Genomic DNA, 24409 nt, shown 5'->3' on the forward strand with positions numbered 1-24409 from the left:
CATCAGGCGCGCACCGCCTGCGACGCCGTCGGGGCGGGGCCGTCGGTGCCGGCGTCGAGCGTGCGCAGCGCGTCGAGCCCCGCGAGCACCGACTCGGGCGTCGGGTCGGTGATGTCGCCCGCGATGCGCCCGTCGGCGATGAGCACGACGCGGTCCGCGTAGGCCGCGGCCGTCGGGTCGTGCGTGACCATGATGATGGTGCGGCCGAGCTCGCGCACCGAGCGGCGCAGGAAGCTCAGCACCTCAGCGCCCGAGCGCGAGTCGAGGTTGCCCGTCGGCTCGTCGGCGAACACGACCTCCGGGCCGGCGATGAGGGCGCGCGCGATGGCGACGCGCTGCTGCTGCCCGCCGGACAGCTCGCTGGGACGGTGGCTCAGGCGTGCCTCGAGGCCGAGCGTGCGCACGAGCGTCTCGAACCACGCACGGTCGACCTTGCCGCCCGCGAGCTCGACGGGGAGCGTGATGTTCTGCTCCGCCGTGAACATCGGCAGCAGGTTGAACGACTGGAACACGAAGCCGACGCGGTCGCGGCGCAGCTGCGTGAGCGCGTTGTCGTTGAGGCCGGTGACCTCGGTGTCCCCGATGAAGGCGTGCCCGCTGGTCGCGGTGTCGAGGCCCGCGAGCAGGTGCATGAGCGTCGACTTGCCCGAGCCCGACGGGCCCATGATGGCCGTGAAGTGACCGCGCTCGAAGTCCACGTCGACGCCGTCGAGCGCGTGCACCGCCGCCTCGCCCGTGCCGTAGGTCTTGCGCAGCGTGCGGGCCCGCACCGCGGGCGGGCCGGCGGGGGCCGGGTCGGTGGGTCGGTACACGGTCGTGTCCACGTCGTCTCCTGGTTCGTCGTGCCGCACGCGGACCGGTGGTCACGGGCGTGCGTCGGGATCGTGGACGACGCTACGGAGCGGGCCGGGCCCGCCGCGTCCCGCGACGGTCGGGTCCTGGCCGCGGGCCGGGTCATCCTCTGGTCGTAGACGTCCCCCGCCCAGGGCGGACACGACGGCGCCCCACCGGTCGGGGACCGGTGGGGCGCGGGCGGTGCGGGGTCAGGCGCCGGGGCGCACGAGGCCCGTCTCGTAGGCCGTCACGACGGCCTGGACGCGGTCGCGCGCGCCGAGCTTGGCGAGGATGCGCCCGACGTGGGTCTTGACCGTCGCCTCGGCGACGAACAGGTCGCTCGCGATCTCCGTGTTGGAGCGGCCGCGCGCCATGAGCACGAGCACCTCGCGCTCGCGCTCGGTGAGGCCCTCGACGGCCGCGTGCGCGGGCGAGTCCTGGACCTGCTCGGCGGGCAGCGCCGTCACGAGGTGCTCGAGCAGGCGCCGCGTGGACGACGGCGCGATGACCGCGTCGCCGCGGTGCACCGTCCGGATCGCGGCCAGCATCTCCTCCGGCGGCGCGTCCTTGAGCAGGAAGCCGCTCGCGCCCGAGCGGATGGCCTCGAGCACGTACTCGTCGAGGTCGAACGTCGTGAGGACGATGACCTTGGGGGCGTGCGCGCCGTCGGCCGCCGCCGCGGTGAGGCGCGCCGTCGTCTGGAGCCCGTCGAGGTGCGGCATGCGGACGTCCATGAGCACGACGTCGACCGGGTGGTCCGCGAGCAGGCGCAGCGCCTGGAGCCCGTCGCCCGCCTCGACGGCGACCGTGAGGTCCGGCTGGGAGTCGATCACCATGCGGAAGCCCGCGCGCACGAGCTGCTGGTCGTCGACGAGCGCGATGCGCACGGGGGCGTGCGGCTCGGCGGCGTACGTGTCGTCGGGCACGGGGAGGGCGTCGGTCATGGTGTCCTGTCGGTCGGTCCGGTCGGGGTCTCGCGCGCGGGTCGGGCGGGCGGCGGGGGCGGGGCGAAGACGCCCGGCCCCGGTCCCGCGGCGGTCGGGCCCGGTCCCGTCCTGCCCGGTCCCATCCTGCCCGACGGTGCCGTCCTGCCCGACGGCGCGGGGGCGGGCGGCGCGGGCGCGCGACCGGGGACCGCCGGCACGGGCAGGCGCAGGTGCACCCGGAACCCGCCGCCGGCGCGCGGCCCCACCTGGACGGACCCGCCGAAGAGCGCGGCCCGCTCGCGCATGCCGAGCACGCCGTAGCCGCCGGACCGGGCTTCCTGCCGGGCCTCCGCCGCGCTCGAGGCGCCCCGGCCGTCGTCCTCGACCTCGAGGTCGAGGGTCGTGGCGCCCCAGCGCACGACGACCGTCACCTCCGGGTCGGGGCCCGCGTGCTTGAGGACGTTGGTGAGCGCCTCCTGGCAGACGCGGTAGACCGTGAGCCCGGCCCCGGGCGGCAAGGTGCGCGCCTCGCCGACGCGCACGAACGACACGCGCATCCCGCTGTCGCGCACCTGGGCGACGAGGCTCTCGAGGTCGGCGGCGTCGGGCTGGGGCGCGCGCTCGAGCGCGGCCGGCGGGGGGTTCCCCGGGAGCTGCTGCGTGGCCGCACCCGGTCCGGAGGGTCCTGGGCCGGGGGCGCCGCGTCCCGCGGGCAGCGCGAGGGTGCCCGCCGGCCCGACGGCCGGTCCCGGCGCGGGCGGCCGCGGCGGCTCGGACCGCAGCACGCCGAGCAGACGGCGCATGTCGGCCAGGGCGGTGCGCCCCGTCTCCGAGACGGTCGCGAGCGCGCGGGCCGCGGCGTCGGGGTCGTGCGCGGCGGCGTACCGGCCGCCGTCGGCCTGGGCGATGATGACGGACAGCGAGTGGGCCACGATGTCGTGCATCTCGCGGGCGATGCGCGCCCGCTCGGCCGCGGTCGCGATCTGGGCCTGCTGGTCGCGCTCGACCTCGAGGCGCTCCGCGCGGTCGACGAGCGCCGCGATCGTCTCGCGCCGGGAGCGCCGCACCAGGCCGAACGCCCAGACCGCGAGGAACGTCATCCCGCCGAACGCGGACGTGAGGAAGACCATGAGCGCGAGGTCGGTGAGCCGGCCCGACAGCAGCCCGAGCGCGACGCCCAGGACCACCGCGCCGACGAGCGACGCGACGATCGCGGTGCGGTGCGCCCAGCGCGGCCCGTAGACGGTGACCGAGTAGAGCGCGACGAGCACGGCGAAGTCGGCCGGGAAGATAAGGAGGTAGCCCGCGAGCAGGTGCACGAGCGCGACCGAGTACACCGTGACCGCCGACGCGAGCGGGTACGAGCGTCGCCAGGGGAGCGGCGCGAGGAGCAGCACGGCCCAGAACGCGGCCCAGCCGCCGCTCGTGCCGACGCCGCTCGCACCGGACGCGGAGAACGCCGCCGACGCGGGGACGAACGCCACCGCGAGGACGAGCGTGACGGTGAGGTCCACACCGAAGCGGTGCTCGTCGGACCACTGCCCGAGGCGCTCGTACCAACCCATGCGTCCAGCCTAGGCAGCGGGCGGTCGCACGGCGTCCGACCAGGGTCGCAGAGTTCACCGAGCACGATGGGACCGAAGTCGTACTGATGCCCTAGCATGAGCGAATGACCCACGTACTGCTAGCGGAGGACGACCCGGCGATTGCCGAACCTTTGGCGCGCGCACTGACACGTGAGGGTTACAACGTCGTCGTCCAAGGAACTGGTCAAGGGGCGATCGACTCGGCCAGCGGTGCGGACATCGTGGTGCTCGATCTGGGCCTTCCGGACATGGACGGCCTCGACGTCGCACGCGAGATCCGTCACAAGGGCCTGACCACGCCCGTGCTCGTGCTCACCGCGCGCGCCGACGAGGTCGACCTCGTCGTGGGCCTCGACGCGGGTGCCGACGACTACGTCACCAAGCCGTTCCGCCTCGCGGAGCTCCTCGCCCGGGTCCGGGCGCTCCTGCGCCGCTCGCACGGCGAGCAGGTCGACGAGGAGGAGCTCGCGGCGCAGGACGTCCGCATCGACGTCTCCGCGCACCGGGCGTTCCAGGGCGAGCGCGAGCTCCACCTGACCACCAAGGAGTTCGAGCTGCTGCGCGTGCTCGTCGCCAGCGCGGGCTCGGTCGTCGTCCGCGACGCCCTGATGCGCGACGTGTGGGGCTCGGAGCCCGTCGGCTCGACGAAGACGCTCGACATGCACGTGTCGTGGCTGCGTCGCAAGCTCGGCGACGACGCCAACGCACCGCGCTACATCTCGACCGTCCGGGGCCTCGGCTTCCGCTTCGAGACCGGCGAGAGCTGACCGTCCCCTGACGGGACGAGGGACACGGGGAGCGAGGGGCAGCGTGCGGCGTCGGATGCTGCAGGCGACGGTGGCGGCCGTGGCCGTCGCCGTGATCCTCCTCGGGTTCCCCCTCGCCTTCTACGGCGCCCGGTTCGTGCTCCAGGGCGAGGTCGACGACGTCTCCTCGCGCGTGGAGCGCCTGTCCCGGTCCATCGACGCGCGTCTCGCGGCGGGCGACGAGATCCCGGACTACGTCATCGAGGACGCGGTCCAGCCGCGCGCGAGCGACCCGCCGGCGCACGTCTACGTCGCGCTGCCCGACGGCACGGTGCTCACGGCGGGCGACGAGATCACCGGTCGTGAGATCGAGCAGCCCCTGCACTCCGACTCCGGCGCGCTCGTGACCCTCACCGTCTCCTACTGGGACGCCTACCTCCAGGCCGCGCAGGTCGTGCTGCTCGTCGTGGCCGCGGCGATCGTCGCGTTCGCGGCGGGCATCGGGATGGCGGTGTGGCAGGCGAACCGCATCGCCGCGCCGCTCGTGTACCTCGCGGCGTCCGCGGAGCAGCTCGGCTCGGGGCAGGTCCGGCCACGCCTCGAACCCTCGGGCGTCGAGGAGATCGACCTCGTCGCGGCCGAGCTCGCGCGCAGCTCCGACCGGCTCGCGGGCCGGCTCGCCGCCGAGCGCCAGTTCGCCGCCGACGCGTCGCACCAGCTCCGCACGCCCCTCACGGCCCTGAGCATGCGGCTCGAGGAGATCTCCCTCGCCTCCGACGACCCGGCGGTCCAGGAGGAGGCGCGCATCTCCCTCGAGCAGGTCGAGCGCCTCGTCGGCGTCGTCGACGACCTCCTCGCGTCGTCCCGGCGTGCGCAGGGCGGGACGACGGAGGCGGTCAGCCTGCTCGACGTCGTGCACCAGCAGGAGGAGGAGTGGGTGCCGACGTTCGCGAAGGCGGGGCGCCGGCTCGTCGTCGACGTGCCGCCCGAGTACCAGGTGCTCGCGACACCCGGTGCGCTCGCGCAGGTGCTGGCCACGCTCATCGAGAACTCCCTCAAGCACGGCGGCGGCACGACGACGGTCCGCGCCCGCCCGTCCGGCACGAGCGGCGCCATCGTCACCGAGGTGTCCGACGAGGGCGCGGGCGTCCCCGACGACCTCGCGCCGCGCATCTTCGAGCGCGAGGTCACGTCGGGCGCGGGGACGGGCCTCGGTCTCGCGCTCGCCCGGGACCTCGCCGCGTCCGACGGCGGTCGCCTGGAGCTCGCGCAGCGCCGGCCCGCGGTCTTCGCGCTCTTCCTCGCGGGGGTGCCGCGGCGCCTCGACCCGCGGGTCGTGCTGCCGACGGGGACGGCGGTCGCGGCCGGTCGGCGCCGGCGCCGGCGCGGCTGACGCGCCCCGGGACGCGGAGGGCTCAGTCGGCCCGCACGTCCGCGGGAGGGCGGGCCGCGTCGTCGGCGGTGCCCGCCGGGGTGGCCGCGGCGTCGCGGTCTCCCGTGAAGACCAGGTGGCGGTACGCGACGTAGCGGAACGCCGTGCCCAGGGCGAGCCCCACGACGTTCGCCGAGATGTTCTTGGCGAGCGGCGACGTCAGCCCGAGCGCGTACGTCGAGATCGCGAGGCACCCCACCGCGATGAGCATGCCGCCCACGTTGACGACGACGAACGCGGCGAGCTCCCGCCCGCGCGACTGCGTGCGCCGGTCCGAGAACGTCCAGTACCGGTTGCCGACCCACGCCACGAGCGTCGCGACGGCGACGGAGACGATCTTCGCGGTGAGCGGCTTGTGCCCGAGCAGCTCGCCCGGGCCGAAGCTGAGCAGGTTGAACAGGCCGAGGTCGACGACGTACGCGAGCGCGCCGACCGAGCCGAACTTCGCGAGCTCGCGGACCCGCGCGAGCACCCGCCCGCGGCGCGACCCGGACGTCGCGGACGACTCCGCTCGCCGGTCCAGGTCGCTCACCACCCCTCGAGGCTACCGGGCGGTCCGGGGCCCCGCCCGGGTGCGGTCCGTCGTCCGGCCTCCACCCGGTTCCCGTCCGCCCTCCACCCGGCGTCCGGGTGCCGCCCGTCCGACGGGCGGTCCGGGACGGGCCGCCTCGCGGCCAGGCACTAGGGTGGGTGCACGTGGCAGCCCCAGTGATCGCCGTGGTCGGCGGAGGACAGCTCGCACGCATGATGGCCCCCGCGGCCGGGGAGCTCGGCGTGCACCTGCGCGTGCTCGTGGAGGCCCCGGACTCGTCCGCGGCCCAGGTCGTCGTGGACGCGCCCGTCGGCGTCGCGTCCGACGAGGCCGCGGTCCGCTCGCTCATCGCCCCGGCGGGCGCCGCCCCGGCGGACGTCCTGACGTTCGAGCACGAGCACGTCCCGAACGCGCTGCTCACCGACCTCCTCGAGCACGGCACGCCCGTGCGCCCCGGGCCGGACGCGCTCGTCCACGCCCAGGACAAGATCGTCATGCGCCGCCGGCTCACCGAGCTCGGCGTGCCGTGCCCGCGCTGGGCCGCGCTCCCCACGGAGCCGGCGGCGGCCCGGGCCGCGCTCACCGACTTCCTCACCGAGGTCGGCGGCGAGGCCGTGGTCAAGACGGCGCGCGGCGGGTACGACGGCAAGGGCGTCCGCGTGGTCTCGGCCGCGGAGGGCGGCCCCGAGCAGGTCGCGGAGTGGATCGAGGCGGCCGCGACGGACGGCCCCGAGCTCCTCGTCGAGGAGAAGGTCCCGTTCACGCGCGAGCTCGCCGTCCTCGTCGCCCGGCGCCCGAGCGGCGGCGCCGACGAGCAGGGCGAGGTGCGCACGTGGCCCGTCGTGGAGTCGATCCAGCGCGACGGCGTGTGCGCCGAGGTGATCGCGCCCGCACCCGGTCTCACCGACGCCGAGGCGGAGCGTGCGCGCGACGCCGCGGTGCGGATCGCCGAGGGGCTCGGCGTCACCGGCGTGCTCGCGGTGGAGATGTTCGAGGTCGCGGGGGAGGACGGACCGCGCGTGCTGGTCAACGAGCTCGCGATGCGCCCCCACAACTCCGGCCACTGGACGATCGACGGCGCGGTGACGAGCCAGTTCGAGCAGCACCTGCGGGCCGTGCTCGACCTCCCGCTCGGCGACACCGCGGCGACCGCGCGCTGGACCGTGATGGCGAACGTCCTCGGCTCGACGCTCGACGCGCTCACCGACGCGCTGCCCGACGTCCTCGCCGCGTTCCCCGACGCCCGGGTCAACCTCTACGGCAAGGGCGTACGCCCCGGGCGCAAGCTCGGGCACGTCAACGTGAGCGGCGACGACCTGGACGAGGTCCGGCGTCGGGCCCTGGCCGCCGCCGCGATCCTGCGGGGCGAGCACCCCGCGACCGACCCGAACGAGGAGCGCGCATGAGCCAGAACCCTGTCGTCGGCATCGTCATGGGGTCGGACTCCGACTGGCCCGTCATGGAGGCCGCCGCCGACGCGCTGGCCGAGTTCGACGTGCCCGTCGAGGTCGACGTCGTCTCCGCCCACCGCATGCCCGTCGAGATGATCGACTACGGTCGCACCGCCGCGGAGCGCGGCCTGCGCGTCATCGTCGCGGGCGCCGGGGGAGCGGCCCACCTGCCGGGCATGCTCGCCGCCGTCACGCCCCTGCCCGTCATCGGGGTCCCCGTGCCGCTGCGCCACCTCGACGGCATGGACTCGCTCCTGTCGATCGTGCAGATGCCCGCGGGGGTCCCCGTCGCGACCGTGTCCGTCGGGGGCGCACGCAACGCCGGCCTGCTCGCCGCGCGCATCCTCGCCGCGGGCACCGACGACGACGCCGCGCGGCTGCGCGAGCGCATGGTCGCCTTCCAGGCGGACCTGGGAGACCAGGCGCGCGCGAAGGGCGCCCGGCTGCGTGCGTCGCGCGCCGGCGGGCAGCGCACCGGCTTCGGAGCCTGACCGACACGCCACGGGTTTCTGCGCCGGGCGGGTGCCGGGTTAGCCTGCGGGAGCCTCCCGCGACGCGGGGGCGAGGCCTGAGACGGCCGGAACGGGTCGGTCCGACACCCCTCCGGAGAACGCGCACGTGGCAGTACCGCACCTGTCCTACGGGACGACGCCGACGGCGTCGTCCCACGCGACCCCGGAGACCGTCGCCCCACCGACGGGCCTGGTCCCGCGGCACGCCCGCCCGCGAAGCGCCCCGGCCCGGGACGGCTACCGGCACGACCTCGACGGGCTGCGGGCCGTCGCGATCCTGCTCGTCGTCGTCTACCACGTGTGGCTCGGCCGGGTGTCGGGCGGCGTCGACGTGTTCCTCATGCTCTCGGCCTTCTTCCTCACCGGCTCCTTCGCGCGGCGCCTGAGCGCCGGCCGACCGGTCGCCGTCGGGGCCTACTGGGCGCGGACGTTCAAGCGGCTGGTGCCGGTCTCGGCGGTCGTCCTCCTCGGCGTGCTCGGCGTGACGTACCTGGTCTACCCGCCGTCGGCCTGGCCGACGGTCTGGACCCAGACCTGGACGTCGCTCGGCTACGTCCAGAACTGGGAGCTGGCGCGCGAGGCGGTCGACTACTACGCGCGGGACGGCGCGGTGGCGAGCCCGCTGCAGCACTACTGGTCGCTCTCCGTCCAGGGCCAGGTCTTCGTCCTGTGGCCGCTCCTGCTGCTCCTCTCCGGTGTGGTCGTCCGGCGCCTGCGGGTTCCGGTGACGGCGGTCCTGCTGGTCGTCTTCGGCACGGTGCTCGTGGCGTCGCTCGCCTTCTCGGTGGTCGAGACGGCGGCGAACCAGGAGCTCGCCTACTTCGACACGCGAGCCCGGTTGTGGGAGTTCGCGCTCGGCTCGCTCCTCGCGGTCCTGCTGCCGTTCGTGCGCCTGCCAGCCCGGCTCGCGGTGCTGGTCGGCTGGGCAGGGCTCGCCCTGGTCGTCACGTGCGGGCTCGTGCTGGACGTCCAGGGCGGGTTCCCGGGCTACTTCGCGCTCTGGCCCACGCTCGCGGCGGCCGGCGTGGTCGTGGCCGGCACGGCGCCCGACCACCCCGGGGCGGTCGGGCGCGTCCTCGCGCACCCCGTGCTGAGCTCCCTCGGCCGGGACGCCTACGCGCTGTACCTGGTCCACTGGCCGGTGCTCATCACGTGGCGCGTCGTCACCGGGCGGCACGCCCCCACCTGGTACGAGGGCGCTGCGATCGTCGTGGTCTCGCTCGTCCTGGCCCGCGTCCTCACGGCCCTCGTCGAGCGCCCCGTCCGCGACCTCGCCTGGTCCCGCGCCGTCCCGTGGCGGGGGGCGGTCACCGTGCTCGCCGCCGCGGCGGTCGTCGTCGTGCCGCTCGCGACGTGGCAGCAGGCCGAGCGCAGCAGGGCTCGCGACGCGCTCGTCGGCGCGGCGGCGGACCACCCGGGGGCGCACGTCCTGCTGCCGGGCTACCGGGCGGAGGGCGACCCGGCCGCGGCCGCGATCCCCGCGGCGACGGCGTTGGACGCGCAGTGGGTGTCGCTCGCCGAACCGTGCTCGGGCAGCCTCGCGCCCGCGGACCGGGAGCTGGCGAAGAGCTGCGGCCAGACGGTCCACGACGACCCGGACGCGGTGACGATCGTCGTCGTCGGCGACTCGCACAGCGAGCAGCTCATGGGAGCGCTGATCCCCGTCGCGGAGCGCGAGGGGTGGTCGCTCGTCTCCGTCCTGCGCGGCGGGTGCTCCTTCGGTCTGGGCGACCACCCGTGCGCCGGCTGGAACGAGAAGGTGCTCGCCCACGTCCTCGACCTGGCGCCCGCCGCGGTGTTCACCGTCGCCACGGTGGCAGAGGTCGACGGTCCGGGGGAGTCGGTGGTGACCGGGCTCCAGGAGGCGGTCGACGAGCTCGCCCGCGCCGGGATCGCGACGGTCGCGGTGCGGGACACCCCGCGGTTCTCGACCGACATGTTCGCGTGCGCGGAGCAGCTCGGCCCCGACGCGGACGCGTGCCGCCGCGACCTCGCGGCCGTCGCGGCGCCCCGCAACCCCGCGCAGGACCTGCGCCTGGGGGACGGCTCGGTGCTCACGGACCTGACCGACGCCGTCTGCCCGGACGGGTGGTGCGTCCCCGTGGTGGGCAACGTGCACGTCTTCCTGGACGACAACCACCTCACGGCCGACTACGCACGCTCGCTCGCGCCCTTCCTCGAGGACCAGCTGCCGTCGTTCGGAGCGGACGCCGCGCCCTTGCGAGGGGGAGCGTCGTGAGCGCCGGGCGCCGGTGCGCGGTGGGGCTGCAGCAGGGACGACGACCACGACGATGCCGAGGACGACGGTGAACCAGCACAGCGAGCCCCTCCCGACGGCCCACGGCACACCGCGGCTCCAGCTCCCGGCGCGCGCGTCCGGCGTGAGGCCGCGCGGAAGGCGTCCGGCTCCGCCCGCTCGGCACGTGCGGCCGGGTTCCCCGAGCGCGCCGAAGGGCGCACCGGCCGCGTACCGGCACGACCTCGACGGCCTGCGTGCGCTCGCCGTGGTGCTCGTCGCGATCTACCACGTCTGGGTCCACCGGGTCTCGGGCGGGGTCGACGTCTTCCTCATGCTCTCCGGGTTCTTCGTCGGCGGCGGTCTGCTCCGCTCGTTCGCCCGCGGCACGCCGGTGCGGCTGCGCACGTACGTCCCGCGGCTCGCGCGCCGGCTCCTGCCCGCGCTCGCCGTCGTGCTGGCCGCGGTCCTCGTCGCGAGCGCGGCCCTGCTGCCCCGGACCCGCTGGACGGGCGTCTCCGGCGAGACGCTCGCGTCCCTGCTGTACGTGGAGAACTGGCGGCTCGCCGCTGCCGAGCAGGCCTACGGCGCCGCGGACGCGACCCAGAGCCCGCTCCAGCACGTGTGGTCGCTCTCGGTCCAGGGCCAGCTCTTCGTGGGGCTGCCCGTCCTGCTCCTGATCGTCTGGTGGCTGTCGGGCCGTGCCGGCGTCGAGCGGCGGCTCGTCGTCGTGCACGCGACCGTGGTCGTCCTCGCCGTCGCGTCGTTCGTCCACGCGTCGCTCGGTGTGCGCGCCGACCAGGCGTTCACGTACTACGACACGTTCGCCCGCGCGTGGGAGTACCTCGCGGGCATGGTGCTCGCGGTCGTCGTGGCGCGGGTCCGCCTGCCCGGCCTCTGGGCCGTCGTCGCGGGCTGGGCCGGCCTGGTCCTCGTCGTCGCGAGCGGGGTCCTCGTCGACGGCGGGGCGCTCTTCCCGGGCCCCGCCACGCTCGTCCCGCTCGCCGGCGCCGCGCTCGTCGTCGTGGCGGGCGCCGGCGGTGGCCACGCGGCGCCCGCCGGGTCCGTGCCACGTCTCCTCGGGAGACCCGCCGTCGCCCGTGCCGGTGGCTACGCGTACGCGTTCTACCTCTGGCACTGGCCGGTGCTCGTGTTCGCCCTGGTGGTGCGCGACCGTCCCGTGGGGTGGTTGGCCGGGACGGCGGTGCTGCTGACGTCGGCGGCGCTCGCCGTCGCGACCAAGCACCTGGTGGAGGACCCCGTCCGGTCGGGGCGGCCGGCCGCAGCACCGGCGCGGACGCGCGGGGTCCCGCGCGCGCTCCCCGTCGTGGCGACGGCGGCGCTCGTGCTCGCCGTCGCGGCGGTGCCCACCGCTTGGCTGCGCCACGTCGACGGCGTGCGGAGCGAGTCCCGCGTCGCCGGGGTCGACCTGGAGACGTATCCCGGGGCGCTCTCCGTCGTGGACCCCCTGGTCTTCGCCGTGGACGCCGCGCTCGATCCGATCCCGGACGTGGTCTCCGCCCCTGACGACAAGGTTCGCGCCGTCGACGACGGGTGCGGCACGGGTCCCGGGGACGACACCCTGCGGGTCTGCTCGTACGGAGACCTGGACGCCGCGCGGGTCATCGCGGTCGTCGGCGGGTCGCACGCCGAGCAGTGGATCGACGCGCTCGCGGCGATCGGCGAGGAGGAGGGCTTCCGCGTCGACACGATGATCCGCTGGGGGTGCTCCCTCATCGAGGGCACCGACGAGGTGGAGCACGTGGTGGGGGAGGACGCGACGTGCCCCGCATGGTCCGAGCGGGCGCTGGACCGGCTGGAGCGGGACGCGCCGGACGTCGTCTTCACCACGGCGACGCGTCCGGCGCCCGAGGACGACCCCCGGCGCGAGACCGTCCCGGCGGCGTACCTCGCCGCGTGGCTCCGGCTCGCGGACTCCGGGGTCGTCACGGTGGCGATCCGCGACAACCCGTGGCTGCCCGGGTCGCCGGTGGACTGCGTCGCGGTCCACGGGACCGCCCCCGAGTGCGCGGTCGAGCGCGCCACGGTGCTGGACGACGAGAACCCTCTGGTCGCGCTCGACGCCGAGACGCCCGAGCTCGTCCGCTTCGTGGACGTCAACGACGTCATCTGCGCGGACGACGTCTGCGCGTTCGTCCAGGGAGGGCGGCTCGTCTACCGGGACGGGCACCACCTCACGGCGACCTACGTCGAGTCGTTGGCCCCGGTGCTGCGCGACCGTCTGGAGCCGGTCCTCGGCTGGTGGTGAGGGGGCCTCACTGGGGCAGGCCGCCCACCTGACCGGGCGCGAGGTTGCCGTCCCGGACGTCGACCCAGAACTGGCCGACCGTCTCGGGGTCGAGCTGCACCGTCGAGCCCACGTTGCCGCCGGGACGGAAGTCGGGGTTCGAGATCGGCGGGGTGCCGGTGATGCCGTCGGGTCCGTTGGCCTTGCGGAACGCGAGCGCGAGCTTGCCGAGGTCCACGATGCCGGTCTTCTCGTCGACGGTGAGCGCGCCCAGCCCGGAGTCGAGCAGCGAGACCTGGTCGCCCGGGCGGAAGAGGAGGCTGGGGTCCGCGGCCTGCGAGCTGATCGCGCCGATCACCTGGCGCTGGCGCTCGGCCCGCCCGATGTCGCCCTTCGGGTCCGAGTACCGCATGCGCGAGAAGGCGAGCGCGGTGTGCCCGTCGGCGACGTGGCAGCCCGCCGTCCAGACCAGCTCGCTCTTCGGGTCGTCCACGTCGTAGTCGAGGCACAGCTCGACCCCGCCGACGGCGTCCACGATCCCCTCGACACCGCCGAACCCGACCTCGACGTAGTGGTCGACCGTGAGGCCGGTGAGCTGCTCGACGGTCTGCACGAGCAGCGCCGGGCCGCCCCAGGAGTACGCCGAGTTGAGCTTGCTCGAGCCGTTCCCCGGGATCTCCGCGTACGTGTCGCGCGGCAGGCTGATGAGCGCGACCGGCCCGCTCGGAGGGGCGTGGAGGACCATGATCGTGTCCGTGCGGGCACCCTCGGTGCCGTCCTCGCTGATGCCGTCCCCCCGCGCGTCGGACCCGGCGAGCAGGTAGGTGTTGCCCGCGGTGCCGGGCGCGCCGGAGAGCGCCTCCACGTGCTGGATCTTGCCGTTGGCCCAGAGGAGCAGGCCGACGGGCCACGCGAGGAGCGCGACGATGACGACGCCGGCGACGAGGCCGACGACGCGGCCCCTGCGGACCCGGAAGCCGCGCCCCGGGCGGGACGCTCCGGGGGTCGACGGCGGGCGTCCGCCGCCCGGACCGCCCGGGCCGCCCGTGCGCGGGCGGGGCCCCGCCGTGGGCCGCCGTCCCGGGCTCGCGGTCGCGGCGCGCGCGCTCGCGTGCGGGGACGACGAGACGCGGGCCGGAGCCGCGCGCTCGGGCGACCGCGCCGGTGCGACGGACGGGGGCATCGCCGCCGCCGCGGGCTCGCCCCGGGGGCGGGTGCGGCCCGCGGGCGGCGCCGGGGGCGGGGTGCCCTTGCGCGCCGGGGTCACAGGGATCTCCCGCGAGGACTGGCGGCGGATGCGCGGCTCGGCCCGGACGGCGTCGTCGGGCACGGCCGGGGCCAGCGGCCGGGGGCGACCGCTGTTCCCGACGGCGATCGCGTCGTCGGCCGACGTCGGCCGCGGCGAGCGACCGCCCTGCGGCGTGAAGCTCGGGGGCAGCGAACGGGGATCGCGGGAGTCGGTCATGGCGTCACCCGCACTGCGCGGTCTCGTCGGCGGCGGAGAACGCCTCCTTGCCGGCTTCCTTCGTCTGCACCGGCGCGGGCTCGTCCGCGGCGGTGCCCGGCGCGGGGGCGTCGTCGCCCTCGCCGGCCGGCGGCGCGTCGGTCGCGGCGTCGGCCGCCGGCTGGTCGGCGGCGGGAGCGGGCGCGGCGATCGGCTCGTCCGCACGCACCTTCGCCCACAGCTCGTCGGCCTCCGCCGTCCAGACGACCTTCGCGTCGGGAGCCCGCGGGTCCGGCGCGTTGGGAACGGTCATGAAGGTGATGTTGCCACTCGTCGCCCCCTGGAGGCTGAAGGCGAGCCCGGCGAGGCTCGGGATCGACGAGAGGTTGTCGCTCATCGTCAGCGACCTGGTCCCCGCGTCGACGAAGCCGTAGATCTGGCCGAGGTCCGAGAGCACGTTCTTCGACAGCACCTGGTTGACCGTCGCGGCGAGGAGCTGCTGCTGACGACCGATGCGGCTGAGGTCCGACCCGTCGCCCACGCCGTACCGGGCGCGCGCGAACCCGAGCGCCTGGGCGCCGTCGAGCGTCTGCCACCCCGCGGCGAGCTGCAGGTCCGCCTTGGGGGAGTCGATCGCCTCGGGGATGCACAGCGGCACGCCGCCGATGGCGGTCACCATGTTCTGGAAGCCTGCGAAGTCGACGACGACGAAGCCGTCGACGAAGACGTCGGTGAGGCTCTCGACCGTCTGCACGGTGCAGGCGGCTGCGGAGTCGACGTCCCCGCCGACCGTCGCGCCGTTGGCGAACGCTGCGTTGAAGCGCGTGTTCGCCGGTGCGGTCGTCTTCCCGTTCGTCGTGGTGCACGCCGGCACGTCGACGCGCGAGTCGCGGGGGATCGAGATCATCTCCACGCGGGAGCGGTCGGACGACACGTGCACGAGGATCGTCGTGTCCGACCGCATGCCCTCGACGCCCTCGACCTCGTGACCGTTCTCCCCGCCGCGCGCGTCGGACCCCATCACGAGGATGTTGAGCGGCTTCCCGGCGTTGGGGTCGCTCGGGTCCGGGGTGGTCTGCGCGGGGCGGTCGTCGAGCAGGTCGAGCGCGGTCGACGACGTGATGTTGCCCTGGATGTTCGACAGCGCCGACGCCCCGCCGACCGCCCCGAACGCGAGCGCCGCCGTGGCGACGAGACCGACCGAGCGCGCCACGCGGTGCGTGCGCTGCGCCCGTGCGTGCGCGGGCCCGCGCGTCGGCGAGGCTGCCACCGCGGCGCGGTCCTGGGCACGGGTACGGGACGTCACGGGGATCGAGCATAGGCCGCACGTGCAACGCCGCCGCGAGGTTGCGGGGCCCGGGCGGTGGAGGAGTTGTGCAGGGACGCCGGGCGCCGGACCGGCGGGCGGGCGGTCCGGCGCGTCAGGGCCGGGCGGGACCGTCCGGGCGGTCCTCGTGCTCCTCGCGCTGCTCCAGCTCGTCGACCGACGCGTCGACCCGGCTGAGCCTCGCCTCCGCCAGGCTCAGCTCGCGCGTGAGGAGCGTGATCTTGCGGGCGAGCTCGTTCGCGCGGCGGTGGCTCGTCGCGATGTAGCTGACGAACGCGATGACGAGCGCGTACAGGAGCAGGTCGGTCCCGCGGCCGACGTCGAGCAGGTTGGCCAGGTAGGTGAGCCACTCCGGGAACAGGACGGAGAGCCCGGCGACGACGACGAAGCCCACCAGGAGCAGGCGCCGGATGGCCTGGTGCCGGGAGTCGACCGTGGAGCGCGTGAGCAGGACGGTGACCACGGCGATGGCCACGACGAGGACGATCTGGATGAGCATGTGCCGCTCCCGACTACTTGAACACGAGGTCGACCAGGATGTTCACGGAGTTCCACAACGACTGGCCCTTCGCGCGGGAGTAGTCCGTGTAGAGGACGTGCACCGGGTGCTCGCGCCAGGGCAGCCCGGTCCGGCCGAGCTGGAGGACGATCTCGCTCGCGTGCGCCATGCGGTCCTGGCGGAGCTCCAGGGCCCGTGCCGCGTCGACGCGGATCACGCGCAGCCCGTTGTGGGCGTCCGTCAGGCGCAGGCCGGTGCTCCGGTTGGTGAACCAGACCGCGGTCCGCAGCACGGCACGCTTGAGCAGCCCCGGCCGGGTGCGGGAGTCGAGGAACCGGGAGCCGAAGACGATGGCGACGTCCTCGCTCCGCGCGAGCTCCACCATCGCCGCGGCGTCCTCGACCTGGTGCTGGCCGTCGGCGTCGAACGTCACGAGGTACCGCACCCCGGGCAGCGACCGGGCGAACTCGATCCCCGTCTGGAGGGCGGCGCCCTGGCCGAGGTTGACGGCGTGCCGCAGCACGGTCGCACCCGCGTCCGCGGCCCGCCGGGCCGAGTCGTCCGAGCTCCCGTCGTCGACGCAGACGACGTGCGGGAAGACGTCGATCACGTCCTTCACGACGTCCGCCACCACCGCGCCCTCGTTGTAGAGCGGGACCACGAGGCAGGCGTCCTCGAAGGATCGGACCGCCCCGGCGCGCGGGCGACCACGCGTCGCCGCGTCCGATTCGTGCATGGCGCCCATTGTTGCAGCCGCCGGGAGGAGTCGGGACCTTCGGCGCTCGTTGGGGGTCCGGTCGCCGGGTAACCTTGCCGACGCGGCGTCCGCCGACCCGGCAGCCGGCCGTCGCCCCGAGACCGAAGGAGCCCGGATGGGAGTCCGCATCGCCCCCAGCGCCGACGTCGCCGACGACGCGTCGATCGGGGACGGCAGCCAGATCTGGCATCTCGCGCAGGTGCGCGAGGGCGTCACGATGGGGGAGGCGTGCGTGGTGGGTCGCGGCGCCTACATCGGGACCGGGGTCCGCATGGGGCGCCACTGCAAGGTCCAGAACTACGCGCTCGTGTACGAGCCGACGTCCCTCGCGGACGGCGTCTTCATCGGTCCCGCGGCGGTGCTCACCAACGACACCTACCCGCGAGCGGTCAACCCCGACGGCTCGCTGAAGAGCGCCGACGACTGGCACGCGGTCGGCGTGACGATCGGCGAGGGCGCCTCGATCGGCGCGCGGGCGGTCTGCGTCGCACCCGTGACGGTCGGGGCGTGGGCCACCGTCGCCGCCGGGGCGGTGGTCACCAAGGACGTCCCCGACCACGCGATCGTCGTCGGGGTGCCCGCGCGGCGGGTCGGCTGGGTGGGTCGTGCCGGACAGCCCCTGCGGCCGGAGGGCGACCACTGGGTGTGCCCGGTGACGGGCGCCCGCTACGAAGAGCACGACGAGTCCATCAGAGAGGTTGCGGCCGAATGAGCCAGACACTGATCCCCGCGGCGAAGCCGATCGTCGGGGACGACGAGCGCGCGGCAGTGGACCGCGTCCTGCGCAGCGGGATGATCGCTCAGGGCCCCGAGGTCGCCGCGTTCGAGCAGGAGTTCGCCGACGTCCTCGTCGGCGGGCGCACGTGCGTCGCGGTGAACTCCGGGACGTCCGGGCTGCACCTGGGCCTCCTGGCGGCCGGCATCGGGCCCGGCGACGAGGTGATCGTCCCGTCGTTCACGTTCGCCGCGACCGCCAACTCGGTCGCGCTCACGGGCGCGACGCCCGTGTTCGTGGACATCGAGCCCGACCACTTCTGCCTGTCTCCCGACGCGGTGCGCGCGGCGGTCACGGAGCGCACCCGGGCGATCATGCCGGTGCACCTCTACGGGCACCCGGCGGACATGACGGCGCTGGCAGCGGTCGCCGAGGAGCACGGTCTCCTCCTCTTCGAGGACGCCGCCCAGGCGCACGGCGCGACGCTCGACGGTCGTCCGGTCGGCTCGTTCGGCACGTTCGCGATGTTCAGCCTCTACCCGACGAAGAACATGACGTCGGGCGAGGGCGGCATGGTGTCCTGCGCGACCGACGACGTCGCCCGCAACGTCCGGCTGCTGCGCAACCAGGGCATGGAGCGTCAGTACGCGAACGAGGTCGTCGGCTTCAACGCCCGCATGACCGACGTCCACGCCGCGATCGGCCGGGTCCAGCTCACCAAGGTCCAGGGCTGGACCGCGGACCGCCAGCGCAACGCCGCGTTCCTCACCGCGAACCTCGAGGGCGTCGTCACGCCGCCCGTCGCCGACGGCGCGGTGCACGTCTACCACCAGTACACGATCCGGGTCGCCGACGACCGCGACGGCGTGGTGACCGCGCTCCGGGAGGAGCACGGCGTGGGCTCGGGCGTGTACTACCCGATCCCCAACCACCGTCTCGAGAGCCTGCGGCACTTCGCGCCGGGCCTCGACCTGCCGGAGACCGAGATCGCGGCGCAGCAGGTCATCTCCCTGCCCGTGCACCCGTCGCTCACCCAGGCCGACCTCGACCGCATCGTCGCCGCGGTCAACACCGTCGTGAAGGCAGGTGCGTGATGGCGGACCTCCGTGCGGGCCTCATCGGGCTCGGGGCCATGGGCCGGCACCACGCCCGGGTGCTCCGCGAGATCGACGGCGTCGACCTGGTCGCGGTGGCGGACCCGGGCGGCGACCCCTACGGCGTGTCGGGCGAGCTCGACGTCCTGCCCGACGTCGAGGCGCTGATCGCCGCCGGGATCCAGATGGCGGTCGTCGCGGTCCCGACCGTCTTCCACGAGGACGTCGCGCTCGCCCTCGCCGCCGCGGGCGTCCACACGCTCGTCGAGAAGCCCATCGCCGCGACGAGCGACGCCGGGCGCAAGGTCGCCGCGGCGTTCGAGGACGCCGGGCTGGTCGGCGCCGTCGGGCACATCGAGCGCTTCAACCCCGCGCTCCAGGAGCTGCGCCGTCGTACGGAGGCCGGCGAGCTCGGCGAGGTCTTCCAGATCGCGACGCGGCGCCAGGGACCGTTCCCCGCGCGCATCGCCGACGTCGGCGTCGTCAAGGACCTCGGTACCCACGACATCGACCTCACCGCCTGGGTCGCGCAGAGCCCGTACCGCTCGGTCGCGGCGCAGACGACCCACCGCAGCGGGCGCCCGCACGAGGACATGGTCACCGCCACGGGCCGGCTGGAGAACGGCGTCGTGACCAACCACGTCGTCAACTGGCTGTCGCCCATGAAGGAGCGGGTGACGATCGTGACGGGGGAGCGCGGAGCGTTCGTCGCGGACACCGGCACCGCCGACCTCACGTTCTACGCGAACGGCGTCATCCCCACGGAGTGGGAGGCCGTCTCGGCGTTCCGGGGCGTGTCCGAGGGCGACGTCACGCGGTACGCGTTCGCCAAGCGGGAGCCGCTCCGCGTCGAGCACGAGGCCTTCCGCGACGCCGTGCTGGGTCTGCGGCAGGACGTGGTGACGATGCGAGAAGGGCTGCGCACCCTCGAGGTGGCGGAGGCCGTCCTGGAGTCCGCGGCGTCCGGGCGGGCCGTCACCCTGTGACCTCGGCGCCCGGCCGCCGCGGAGGCGCGCCGGGCCTCCGCCGGGCGTCGCGTCCTCCGGAGGCCGTGGATCGTGGCGCGGGAGGGTACGGTCGCCCCGTGGAACGACCGACCCGAGTCACGATCGCGACGCGGATCTACCTGCCCGAGCCCGCCGCGGCGTCCTTCCGCCTCGCCGCCCTGGCGGCCGCGCTCGCCGACGAGGGCGCCGAGGTCACGGTCGTCACGGCGTCGGTGCCCGACACGATGGGCACCGAACCCGACCGCCCGGGGGTGCGGGTGCGGCGGCGCCCCGTGCTGCGGGACGCGAGCGGGTACGTGCGTGGCTACCTGCCCTACCTGAGCTTCGACGTGCCGCTGCTCCTCCGGCTGCTCGGCCGACGGCGCCCCGACGTCGTCGTGGCAGAGCCGCCGCCGACGACGGGAGCGGTGGTCCGCGTCGTGTGCGCCCTGCGGCGGGTGCCGTACGTCTACTACGCCGCGGACATCGTGTCCGACGCGGCGGGTTCCACGGGTGCGCCGCAGGTCGTGGTGGCGGCCGTGCGCGCGCTCGAGAAGTTCGCGCTCCGGGGCGCGTCGACGGTCCTCACCGTCACCGGCTCGGTGGAGAAGAGGGCGACGGAGCTCGGCGCCGCGAGGACGGCCGTGGTGCGGCACGGGGTCGACACGCGGGTCTTCCACGCGGACGTCGCGCCGCTCGGGGCGGAGACGACGGGGCCGTGCGCCGTGTACGCGGGCAACGCGTCCGAGTGGCACGGCGCGGAGGTGTTCCTCGAGGCCTGGTCGCGCGTCCTGCGGGACGTCCCCGACGCGCGCCTCGTGTTCCTCGGCCGGGGCAGCATGCACGCGCGCCTCGCCGAGCTCGCCGCCGCGCTGCCCGACGGCGGCGCGAGCGTGACGTTCCTGCCCCAGCAGCCCGCGGACCTCGCCGCGCGCTGGCTCCGGAGCGCCGACGTCGCGCTCTCGAGCATCAAGCCCGGCTCGGGGTACGAGTTCGCGATCCCCACCAAGGCCCTCGCGGCCATGGCCGTCGGGACACCGGTCCTGCAGGCCGGTCCCGGCCCCGTCGGGCGCATCATCGACGAGGCGCGCGGAGGGCGCGTGGTGGGGTACACCGCCGACGAGGTCGGGCGCGCCCTCACGGAGATGTTCACCGCCCCTGTGCCTGCCGCCGAGCGGGTCCGCGTCGCGACGTGGAGCGAGAAGAACCTCTCGGGCCGCTCGACCTCGGCGGTCGCGGCACGACGGGTCCTCGCCGCAGCCCGCGCCGGGCGCCGGGCGCGAGGGCCCCGGAGCGCACGTGCCGCGAGCTGACGCGCGGGCCGGCGCGCCGCGGACCTTCGGCGCCCGGCCAGGAGGGGTGGCCCCGTGACCGCGCGCCGTGCGCCGTGGTGGCGGCGAGGAGCGTGGTGGGTCGCCTCGTGGCTCCCGCCCGCGCTCCTCCTCCGGCTGCGGACCTGGACGGGGACGCCGGGTGACGTCCGGGTCCCGCGCCTGCGGGTGCCGGAGACGCCGGTGCGCCTCCTCGTGGGGCCGGCCAACTCCGCGGGCCAGGGCTGGGCCTGGGCGCGCGCCGCCGAGCGGCACCGGGACGACGTCGGCGCGCAGAACCTCGTCTACCGCCGGGCGCTGCGGTTCCCCGCGGACGTCGACGCCCCGGCGGCGCTGCGGGGGTCCCGCGCATGGCAGAGCGCGCAGCGCCGGGCGGCGCTGCGGTTCAGCCACGTCGTCGTCGAGGCGCAGCTGCCCCTGTTCCCCGCGCTCGGGTCGGACGTCGCGGCGGAGGTGCGCCGCCTCCGTGCCGCGGGCCTCGCCGTCGCGACGCTCTGCCACGGGAGCGACGTCCGGCTCCCGAGCGCCCACGCCCGGCGCGAGCCGTGGTCTCCCTTCCTCCTCGAGTCGTATGCCGACGTCCCCCTGCTGCAGTCCCGGGCGGAGCGCAACCGCGCCCTGCTCGAGGAGCTCCGCGGCGAGGGGGTGCCCGCCTTCGTGTCCACCCCGGACCTGCTCCTCGACGTCCCGTGGGCGACGTGGCTCCCCGTCGTGGTCGACGTCGACCGGTGGGCCGTGAGCTCGGTCCCCCTCACGCGTGAGGTCCCCGTCGTCGTGCACGCGCCGAGCCGTGCCGCGCTCAAGGGGACCGACCTCGTGGAGCCGGTCCTGCGCGACCTGGAGCGGGACGGGCTCCTCGAGTACCGGCAGGCGACCGGGCTGGACCGGGCGGGCATGCTCGCGCTCTACCGTGACGCGGACGTCGTCGTCGACCAGCTCCGGCTGGGGATCTACGGCGTCGCGGCGTGCGAGGCGATGGCCGCGGGGAGGGTCGTGGTCTCCTCCGTGGCGGAGCACTCGCGCGAGGCGGCGCGCCGCGCGGCCGGTCAGGACCTCCCGGTGGTCCAGGCCACGGGCGATACCCTGCGGGAGGTCCTGCTGGACGTCGTCGGCGACCGGGAGCGAGCGCGTGCCGTCGCGGCGCGCGGGCCCGGGTTCGTCCGCGCGCTGCACGACGGCCGGGCGTCGGTGCGGGCGCTCGACCCCTTCCTGTCCGGCCCGTCCCGCCCGCCCGCCTCGGTAGACTCGGCCGGTCCGTCCCCCGACCAGGAGCGTCATGCGTACCGCCCCCGCCCCCATGGATGACCACGACACCCCTGACGGCCCACGCGCGGCAGTGCGTCCGCGCCCGGGTCGCGACGGACGGAGCCGCCCGTGAGCGTCGTCAACCGCCTGGTCAGCGCGCTGGTGGCGCGACGCTCCCGGCTGCCGCGCCCGGTCAACGCGATGATCGACAGGATCGTGGCTCCCGGCAGCGGCCCGCTCGGTCGTGCGGTCCAGCGGATCGGTGGTGCGGCGTCCGGCCGGACGGTCCCGCCGCCGCCCGTCCCCGACGCGCCCGTGCGCCTGTACGTCGGGCCCACCAACTACGCCGGCCAGGGGTATCTCTGGAGCCGAGCGGTGGAGCGCCACCTGGACGGCGTCGGCGCGGTCAACATGGCCGCCGAGGCGGACCACGGGTTCCGCTTCCCGGCCGACGACGCCGTGCCCATCGCCACCTACCTCATGAGCCACCGCTGGCAGCAGGAGCGCGAGGCGTACCTCCGACGGTTCACGCACGTCCTGTTCGAGGCCGAGCGCCCGCTGCTCGGACGGCTCCACGCCGGGGACGCGTTCGCCGAGGCGCGGTCGCTGCGCGACGCGGGCCTGCACGTCGCGATGATGTGCCACGGCACGGACGTCCGGCTGCCGAGCCGGCACCGGGCCGCCGGTCGGTGGTCGCCGTTCCACGACGACCCGCGGTTCGAGGTCCTCGAGGACACCGCGCGCCGCAACCTGGCCGGCCTGGAGGCGCTCGGTGCGCCGGTCTTCGTCTCCACCCCGGACCTGCTCGACGACGTCCCGACGGCGACGTGGTGCCCCGTCGTGGTCGACCCGGCTCGTTGGCGCACCGACGCCGCCGCGCTCGAGCGGGCACGTCCTCGCATCGTGCACGTGCCGAGCAGCTCCGCCGTGAAGGGGACGGCCCTCGTCGCACCGGTGGTCGAGCGTCTCGCCGCCGAGGGCGTCGTGGACTACGAGGTCGTCGAGGGCGTGCCCGCGGCGCGGATGCCCGACCTCTACGCGGGCGCGGACGTCGTCCTCGACCAGTTCCGCATCGGGAGCTACGGCGTCGCCGCGTGCGAGGCGATGGCGGCGGGGAGGGTCGTGGTGGGTCACGTCACCCCGGAGGTGCGGGAGCGCGTGCGCCGGGCGACGGGGAAGGAGCTCCCGGTGGTCGAGGCCACCCCGGACACCCTGCGGGGCGTCCTCCTCGACGTCGTGGCGCACCGTGAGCGCTACCGGGACCTGGCTGCCGACGGCCCGGAGTTCGTCGCCGCGGTGCACGACGGCGCTCTCGCGGCGGCGGCGTTGCGACCGTTCCTCCTCGGATCGTGAGCCGTGAGCCGTGAGCCGTGAGCCGTCGCCCGGTGCACCGCGCACCGACCATGGAGCAGGAGGAGCAGTGGTGGAACCGTCGTCCGGTCCTGTCGTCGATCTCGTGATCGCCGTCCACAGCACGGCGAGACCCGTCGAGCGCGCGGTGGCGTCGGTGCTCGACCACACGCGCACGCCGCTGCGGGTCACGGTCGTCTGCCACGAGGTCGAGGCCGGCGCGATCGCCGAGAAGCTCGGGGCGCACGCGGGCGACCCGCGGCTGCGGCTCGTCGAGCACCGGGACGGCGTCCGGTCGCCGTCGGGCCCCTTCAACCGCGGCCTGGACGAGGCGACCGCGCCCTTCGTAGGGATCATGGGTTCGGACGACCTGCTCGAACCGGGCGCCGTGGACTCGTGGGTGCGTCGGCAGCGGACCGACGACGCCGACGTCGTGGTGACGCACCTGCGGCACGCGGCGGGCGCCTACGTCCCCACGCCGCCGGTGCGGCCCTGGCGGACCCGCCGTCTCGAGGGCACGCGCGACCGCCTCTCGTACCGCAGCGCCCCGCTGGGCATCCTCCGCCGGGACGCCTTCCCGACGCTCCGGCTCACCGAGGGCGCGCCCGTCGGCGGCGACATCGCGTTCGTGCTCTCGCTGTGGTTCTCGGGGCGGCGGATCAGCTACGACCGCACGGGCCCGGCGTACGTCATCGGGGCCGACGCCACCGACCGGGTGACCTTCCGACCCAAGCCCGTGGCGGAGGAGTTCACCTACCTCTCGAGCCTGCTCGACGACGCGCGGTTCGCCGCGCTCGGTCCGCGCGAGAAGGCGTCGTACGCGGTGAAGTTCCTGCGCGTCCAGGTGTTCGGCGCCGTGCACAACCGGCCGGACCCCGACTTCTGGACACGGCAGGAACGCGACGACCTCCGTGCGGTGACCCGGCAGGTCCTGGACCTGGCGCCGGGCGCGGAGCGGGTCCTCTCGATCGCCGACCGCCGGGTCCTCGACGCCGTCCTCGACCCGCGGACACCCGTGCCGGTGCTCTTCGCGAGGAGCGTCGCCCGCCGCCGGTTCCGCAGCCCCGCCGCCCTCCTGACCCGGGACCCGTCGCGGCTCCTGGCGCGCGAGGCGCCCCTGCGCTTCATGACCGCGTCGGTGCTGTGCCGGCGGTGAGC

21 protein-coding genes are annotated in these 24409 nt (G+C 75.3%); 13 read left to right on the forward strand and 8 right to left on the reverse strand.

From position 1 onward, the window contains the following. Positions 1-2 precede the first annotated feature (2 nt). From AC3WT4_RS10570 to AC3WT4_RS10580, 3 genes are all read right to left on the reverse strand, one after another. Positions 3-824 carry an ABC transporter ATP-binding protein gene (locus tag AC3WT4_RS10570; RefSeq protein ID WP_021482458.1) on the reverse strand — a complete coding sequence of 274 codons (822 nt, stop codon included), beginning with the start codon at positions 822-824 and terminating at the stop codon, positions 3-5. 219 nt (positions 825-1043) lie between these two features. Then, positions 1044-1778 (reverse strand): response regulator, encoded by a 735-nt coding sequence (locus AC3WT4_RS10575; RefSeq protein ID WP_074807753.1) that lies wholly within the window; start codon positions 1776-1778, stop codon positions 1044-1046. Next, the gene (locus tag AC3WT4_RS10580) at positions 1775-3325 is read right to left on the reverse strand and encodes a sensor histidine kinase (RefSeq protein WP_108051328.1); all 1551 of its coding nucleotides are present in this window, start codon (positions 3323-3325) and stop codon (positions 1775-1777) included. The genes AC3WT4_RS10575 and AC3WT4_RS10580 overlap by 4 nt, the downstream gene beginning before the upstream one ends. Before the next feature lie 104 nt (positions 3326-3429). Here AC3WT4_RS10580 and AC3WT4_RS10585 point away from each other — a divergent pair, with 104 nt between their 5' ends. Both AC3WT4_RS10585 and AC3WT4_RS10590 read left to right on the forward strand, forming a co-directional pair. Beyond that, the gene (locus AC3WT4_RS10585; protein WP_031316534.1) at positions 3430-4113 is read left to right on the forward strand and encodes a response regulator transcription factor; all 684 of its coding nucleotides are present in this window, start codon (positions 3430-3432) and stop codon (positions 4111-4113) included. A gap of 43 nt (positions 4114-4156) precedes the next feature. Continuing rightward, complete coding sequence (locus AC3WT4_RS10590; protein WP_074807749.1) at positions 4157-5485, forward strand: sensor histidine kinase; 1329 nt, start codon at positions 4157-4159, stop codon at positions 5483-5485. 22 nt (positions 5486-5507) lie between these two features. On the opposite strand, the gene AC3WT4_RS10595 is transcribed toward AC3WT4_RS10590, so the two are convergent. After that, a complete protein-coding gene (locus AC3WT4_RS10595) occupies positions 5508-6059 on the reverse strand; it encodes a GtrA family protein (RefSeq protein ID WP_286186306.1) in 552 nt (183 codons plus the stop codon). Between the two features lie 161 nt (positions 6060-6220). Between AC3WT4_RS10595 and AC3WT4_RS10600 the strand changes: the two genes are divergently transcribed. From AC3WT4_RS10600 to AC3WT4_RS10615, 4 genes are all read left to right on the forward strand, one after another. Further along, the gene (locus AC3WT4_RS10600) at positions 6221-7462 is read left to right on the forward strand and encodes a 5-(carboxyamino)imidazole ribonucleotide synthase (RefSeq protein WP_492315415.1); all 1242 of its coding nucleotides are present in this window, start codon (positions 6221-6223) and stop codon (positions 7460-7462) included. Beyond that, positions 7459-7998, forward strand: coding sequence for a 5-(carboxyamino)imidazole ribonucleotide mutase (gene purE, locus AC3WT4_RS10605; protein ID WP_074807746.1), 540 nt, complete (start codon positions 7459-7461; stop codon positions 7996-7998). The genes AC3WT4_RS10600 and purE overlap by 4 nt, the downstream gene beginning before the upstream one ends. A 127-nt stretch (positions 7999-8125) precedes the next feature. After that, the gene (locus tag AC3WT4_RS10610; RefSeq protein ID WP_492315416.1) at positions 8126-10258 is read left to right on the forward strand and encodes an acyltransferase family protein; all 2133 of its coding nucleotides are present in this window, start codon (positions 8126-8128) and stop codon (positions 10256-10258) included. Between the two features lie 184 nt (positions 10259-10442). Further along, a complete protein-coding gene (locus AC3WT4_RS10615) occupies positions 10443-12524 on the forward strand; it encodes an acyltransferase family protein (protein WP_167405828.1) in 2082 nt (693 codons plus the stop codon). 7 nt (positions 12525-12531) lie between these two features. Here AC3WT4_RS10615 and AC3WT4_RS10620 read toward each other — a convergent pair whose 3' ends face one another. The 4 genes from AC3WT4_RS10620 to AC3WT4_RS10635 all read right to left on the reverse strand — a co-directional run bounded on the left by AC3WT4_RS10620 (position 12532) and on the right by AC3WT4_RS10635 (position 16509). Continuing rightward, on the reverse strand, positions 12532-13968 hold the full coding sequence (locus tag AC3WT4_RS10620; protein WP_492315417.1) for an LCP family protein: 1437 nt from the start codon (positions 13966-13968) through the stop codon (positions 12532-12534). 4 nt (positions 13969-13972) lie between these two features. Further along, complete coding sequence (locus AC3WT4_RS10625) at positions 13973-15253, reverse strand: LCP family protein (protein WP_286185736.1); 1281 nt, start codon at positions 15251-15253, stop codon at positions 13973-13975. A 115-nt stretch (positions 15254-15368) separates the two neighbouring features. Beyond that, on the reverse strand, positions 15369-15773 hold the full coding sequence (locus AC3WT4_RS10630) for a DUF2304 domain-containing protein (protein ID WP_021479749.1): 405 nt from the start codon (positions 15771-15773) through the stop codon (positions 15369-15371). A 13-nt stretch (positions 15774-15786) separates the two neighbouring features. After that, complete coding sequence (locus tag AC3WT4_RS10635) at positions 15787-16509, reverse strand: glycosyltransferase family 2 protein (protein WP_031315077.1); 723 nt, start codon at positions 16507-16509, stop codon at positions 15787-15789. 136 nt (positions 16510-16645) lie between these two features. Between AC3WT4_RS10635 and AC3WT4_RS10640 the strand changes: the two genes are divergently transcribed. The 7 genes from AC3WT4_RS10640 to AC3WT4_RS10670 all read left to right on the forward strand — a co-directional run bounded on the left by AC3WT4_RS10640 (position 16646) and on the right by AC3WT4_RS10670 (position 24407). Further along, a complete protein-coding gene (locus AC3WT4_RS10640) occupies positions 16646-17242 on the forward strand; it encodes an acyltransferase (RefSeq protein ID WP_492315418.1) in 597 nt (198 codons plus the stop codon). After that, positions 17239-18339: a DegT/DnrJ/EryC1/StrS family aminotransferase gene (locus AC3WT4_RS10645; RefSeq protein WP_257419355.1), complete on the forward strand. Its 1101-nt coding sequence runs from the start codon at positions 17239-17241 to the stop codon at positions 18337-18339. Before AC3WT4_RS10640 ends, AC3WT4_RS10645 begins: the two co-directional genes overlap by 4 nt. Further along, complete coding sequence (locus AC3WT4_RS10650; RefSeq protein ID WP_108047874.1) at positions 18339-19325, forward strand: Gfo/Idh/MocA family protein; 987 nt, start codon at positions 18339-18341, stop codon at positions 19323-19325. Before AC3WT4_RS10645 ends, AC3WT4_RS10650 begins: the two co-directional genes overlap by 1 nt. A gap of 98 nt (positions 19326-19423) precedes the next feature. Beyond that, entirely contained in the window at positions 19424-20638 is a 1215-nt protein-coding gene (locus AC3WT4_RS10655; protein ID WP_492315419.1) for a glycosyltransferase, read from the forward strand. A 54-nt stretch (positions 20639-20692) separates the two neighbouring features. Further along, entirely contained in the window at positions 20693-21961 is a 1269-nt protein-coding gene (locus AC3WT4_RS10660) for a glycosyltransferase (protein ID WP_492315420.1), read from the forward strand. A gap of 69 nt (positions 21962-22030) precedes the next feature. Beyond that, positions 22031-23254 carry a hypothetical protein gene (locus AC3WT4_RS10665; RefSeq protein ID WP_492315421.1) on the forward strand — a complete coding sequence of 408 codons (1224 nt, stop codon included), beginning with the start codon at positions 22031-22033 and terminating at the stop codon, positions 23252-23254. A gap of 103 nt (positions 23255-23357) precedes the next feature. Beyond that, a complete protein-coding gene (locus AC3WT4_RS10670) occupies positions 23358-24407 on the forward strand; it encodes a glycosyltransferase (RefSeq protein WP_492315422.1) in 1050 nt (349 codons plus the stop codon). The last annotated feature ends 2 nt before the right edge of the window (positions 24408-24409 follow it).

The organism is Cellulosimicrobium sp. EB106-03-01-XG111 (assembly GCF_058792115.1).

Bases quoted from the DNA above. Each gene is read 5' to 3' on its own strand.
- AC3WT4_RS10640 (WP_492315418.1), top strand. From the start codon at position 16,646: ATGGGAGTCCGCATCGCCCCCAGCGCCGACGTCGCCGACGACGCGTCG.
- AC3WT4_RS10645 (WP_257419355.1), top strand. From the start codon at position 17,239: ATGAGCCAGACACTGATCCCCGCGGCGAAGCCGATCGTCGGGGACGAC.
- AC3WT4_RS10585 (WP_031316534.1), top strand. From the start codon at position 3,430: ATGACCCACGTACTGCTAGCGGAGGACGACCCGGCGATTGCCGAACCT.
- AC3WT4_RS10650 (WP_108047874.1), top strand. From the start codon at position 18,339: ATGGCGGACCTCCGTGCGGGCCTCATCGGGCTCGGGGCCATGGGCCGG.
- AC3WT4_RS10635 (WP_031315077.1), bottom strand. From the start codon at position 16,509: ATGCACGAATCGGACGCGGCGACGCGTGGTCGCCCGCGCGCCGGGGCG.
- AC3WT4_RS10620 (WP_492315417.1), bottom strand. From the start codon at position 13,968: ATGACCGACTCCCGCGATCCCCGTTCGCTGCCCCCGAGCTTCACGCCG.
- purE (WP_074807746.1), top strand. From the start codon at position 7,459: ATGAGCCAGAACCCTGTCGTCGGCATCGTCATGGGGTCGGACTCCGAC.
- AC3WT4_RS10575 (WP_074807753.1), bottom strand. From the start codon at position 1,778: ATGACCGACGCCCTCCCCGTGCCCGACGACACGTACGCCGCCGAGCCG.
- AC3WT4_RS10580 (WP_108051328.1), bottom strand. From the start codon at position 3,325: ATGGGTTGGTACGAGCGCCTCGGGCAGTGGTCCGACGAGCACCGCTTC.
- AC3WT4_RS10630 (WP_021479749.1), bottom strand. From the start codon at position 15,773: ATGCTCATCCAGATCGTCCTCGTCGTGGCCATCGCCGTGGTCACCGTC.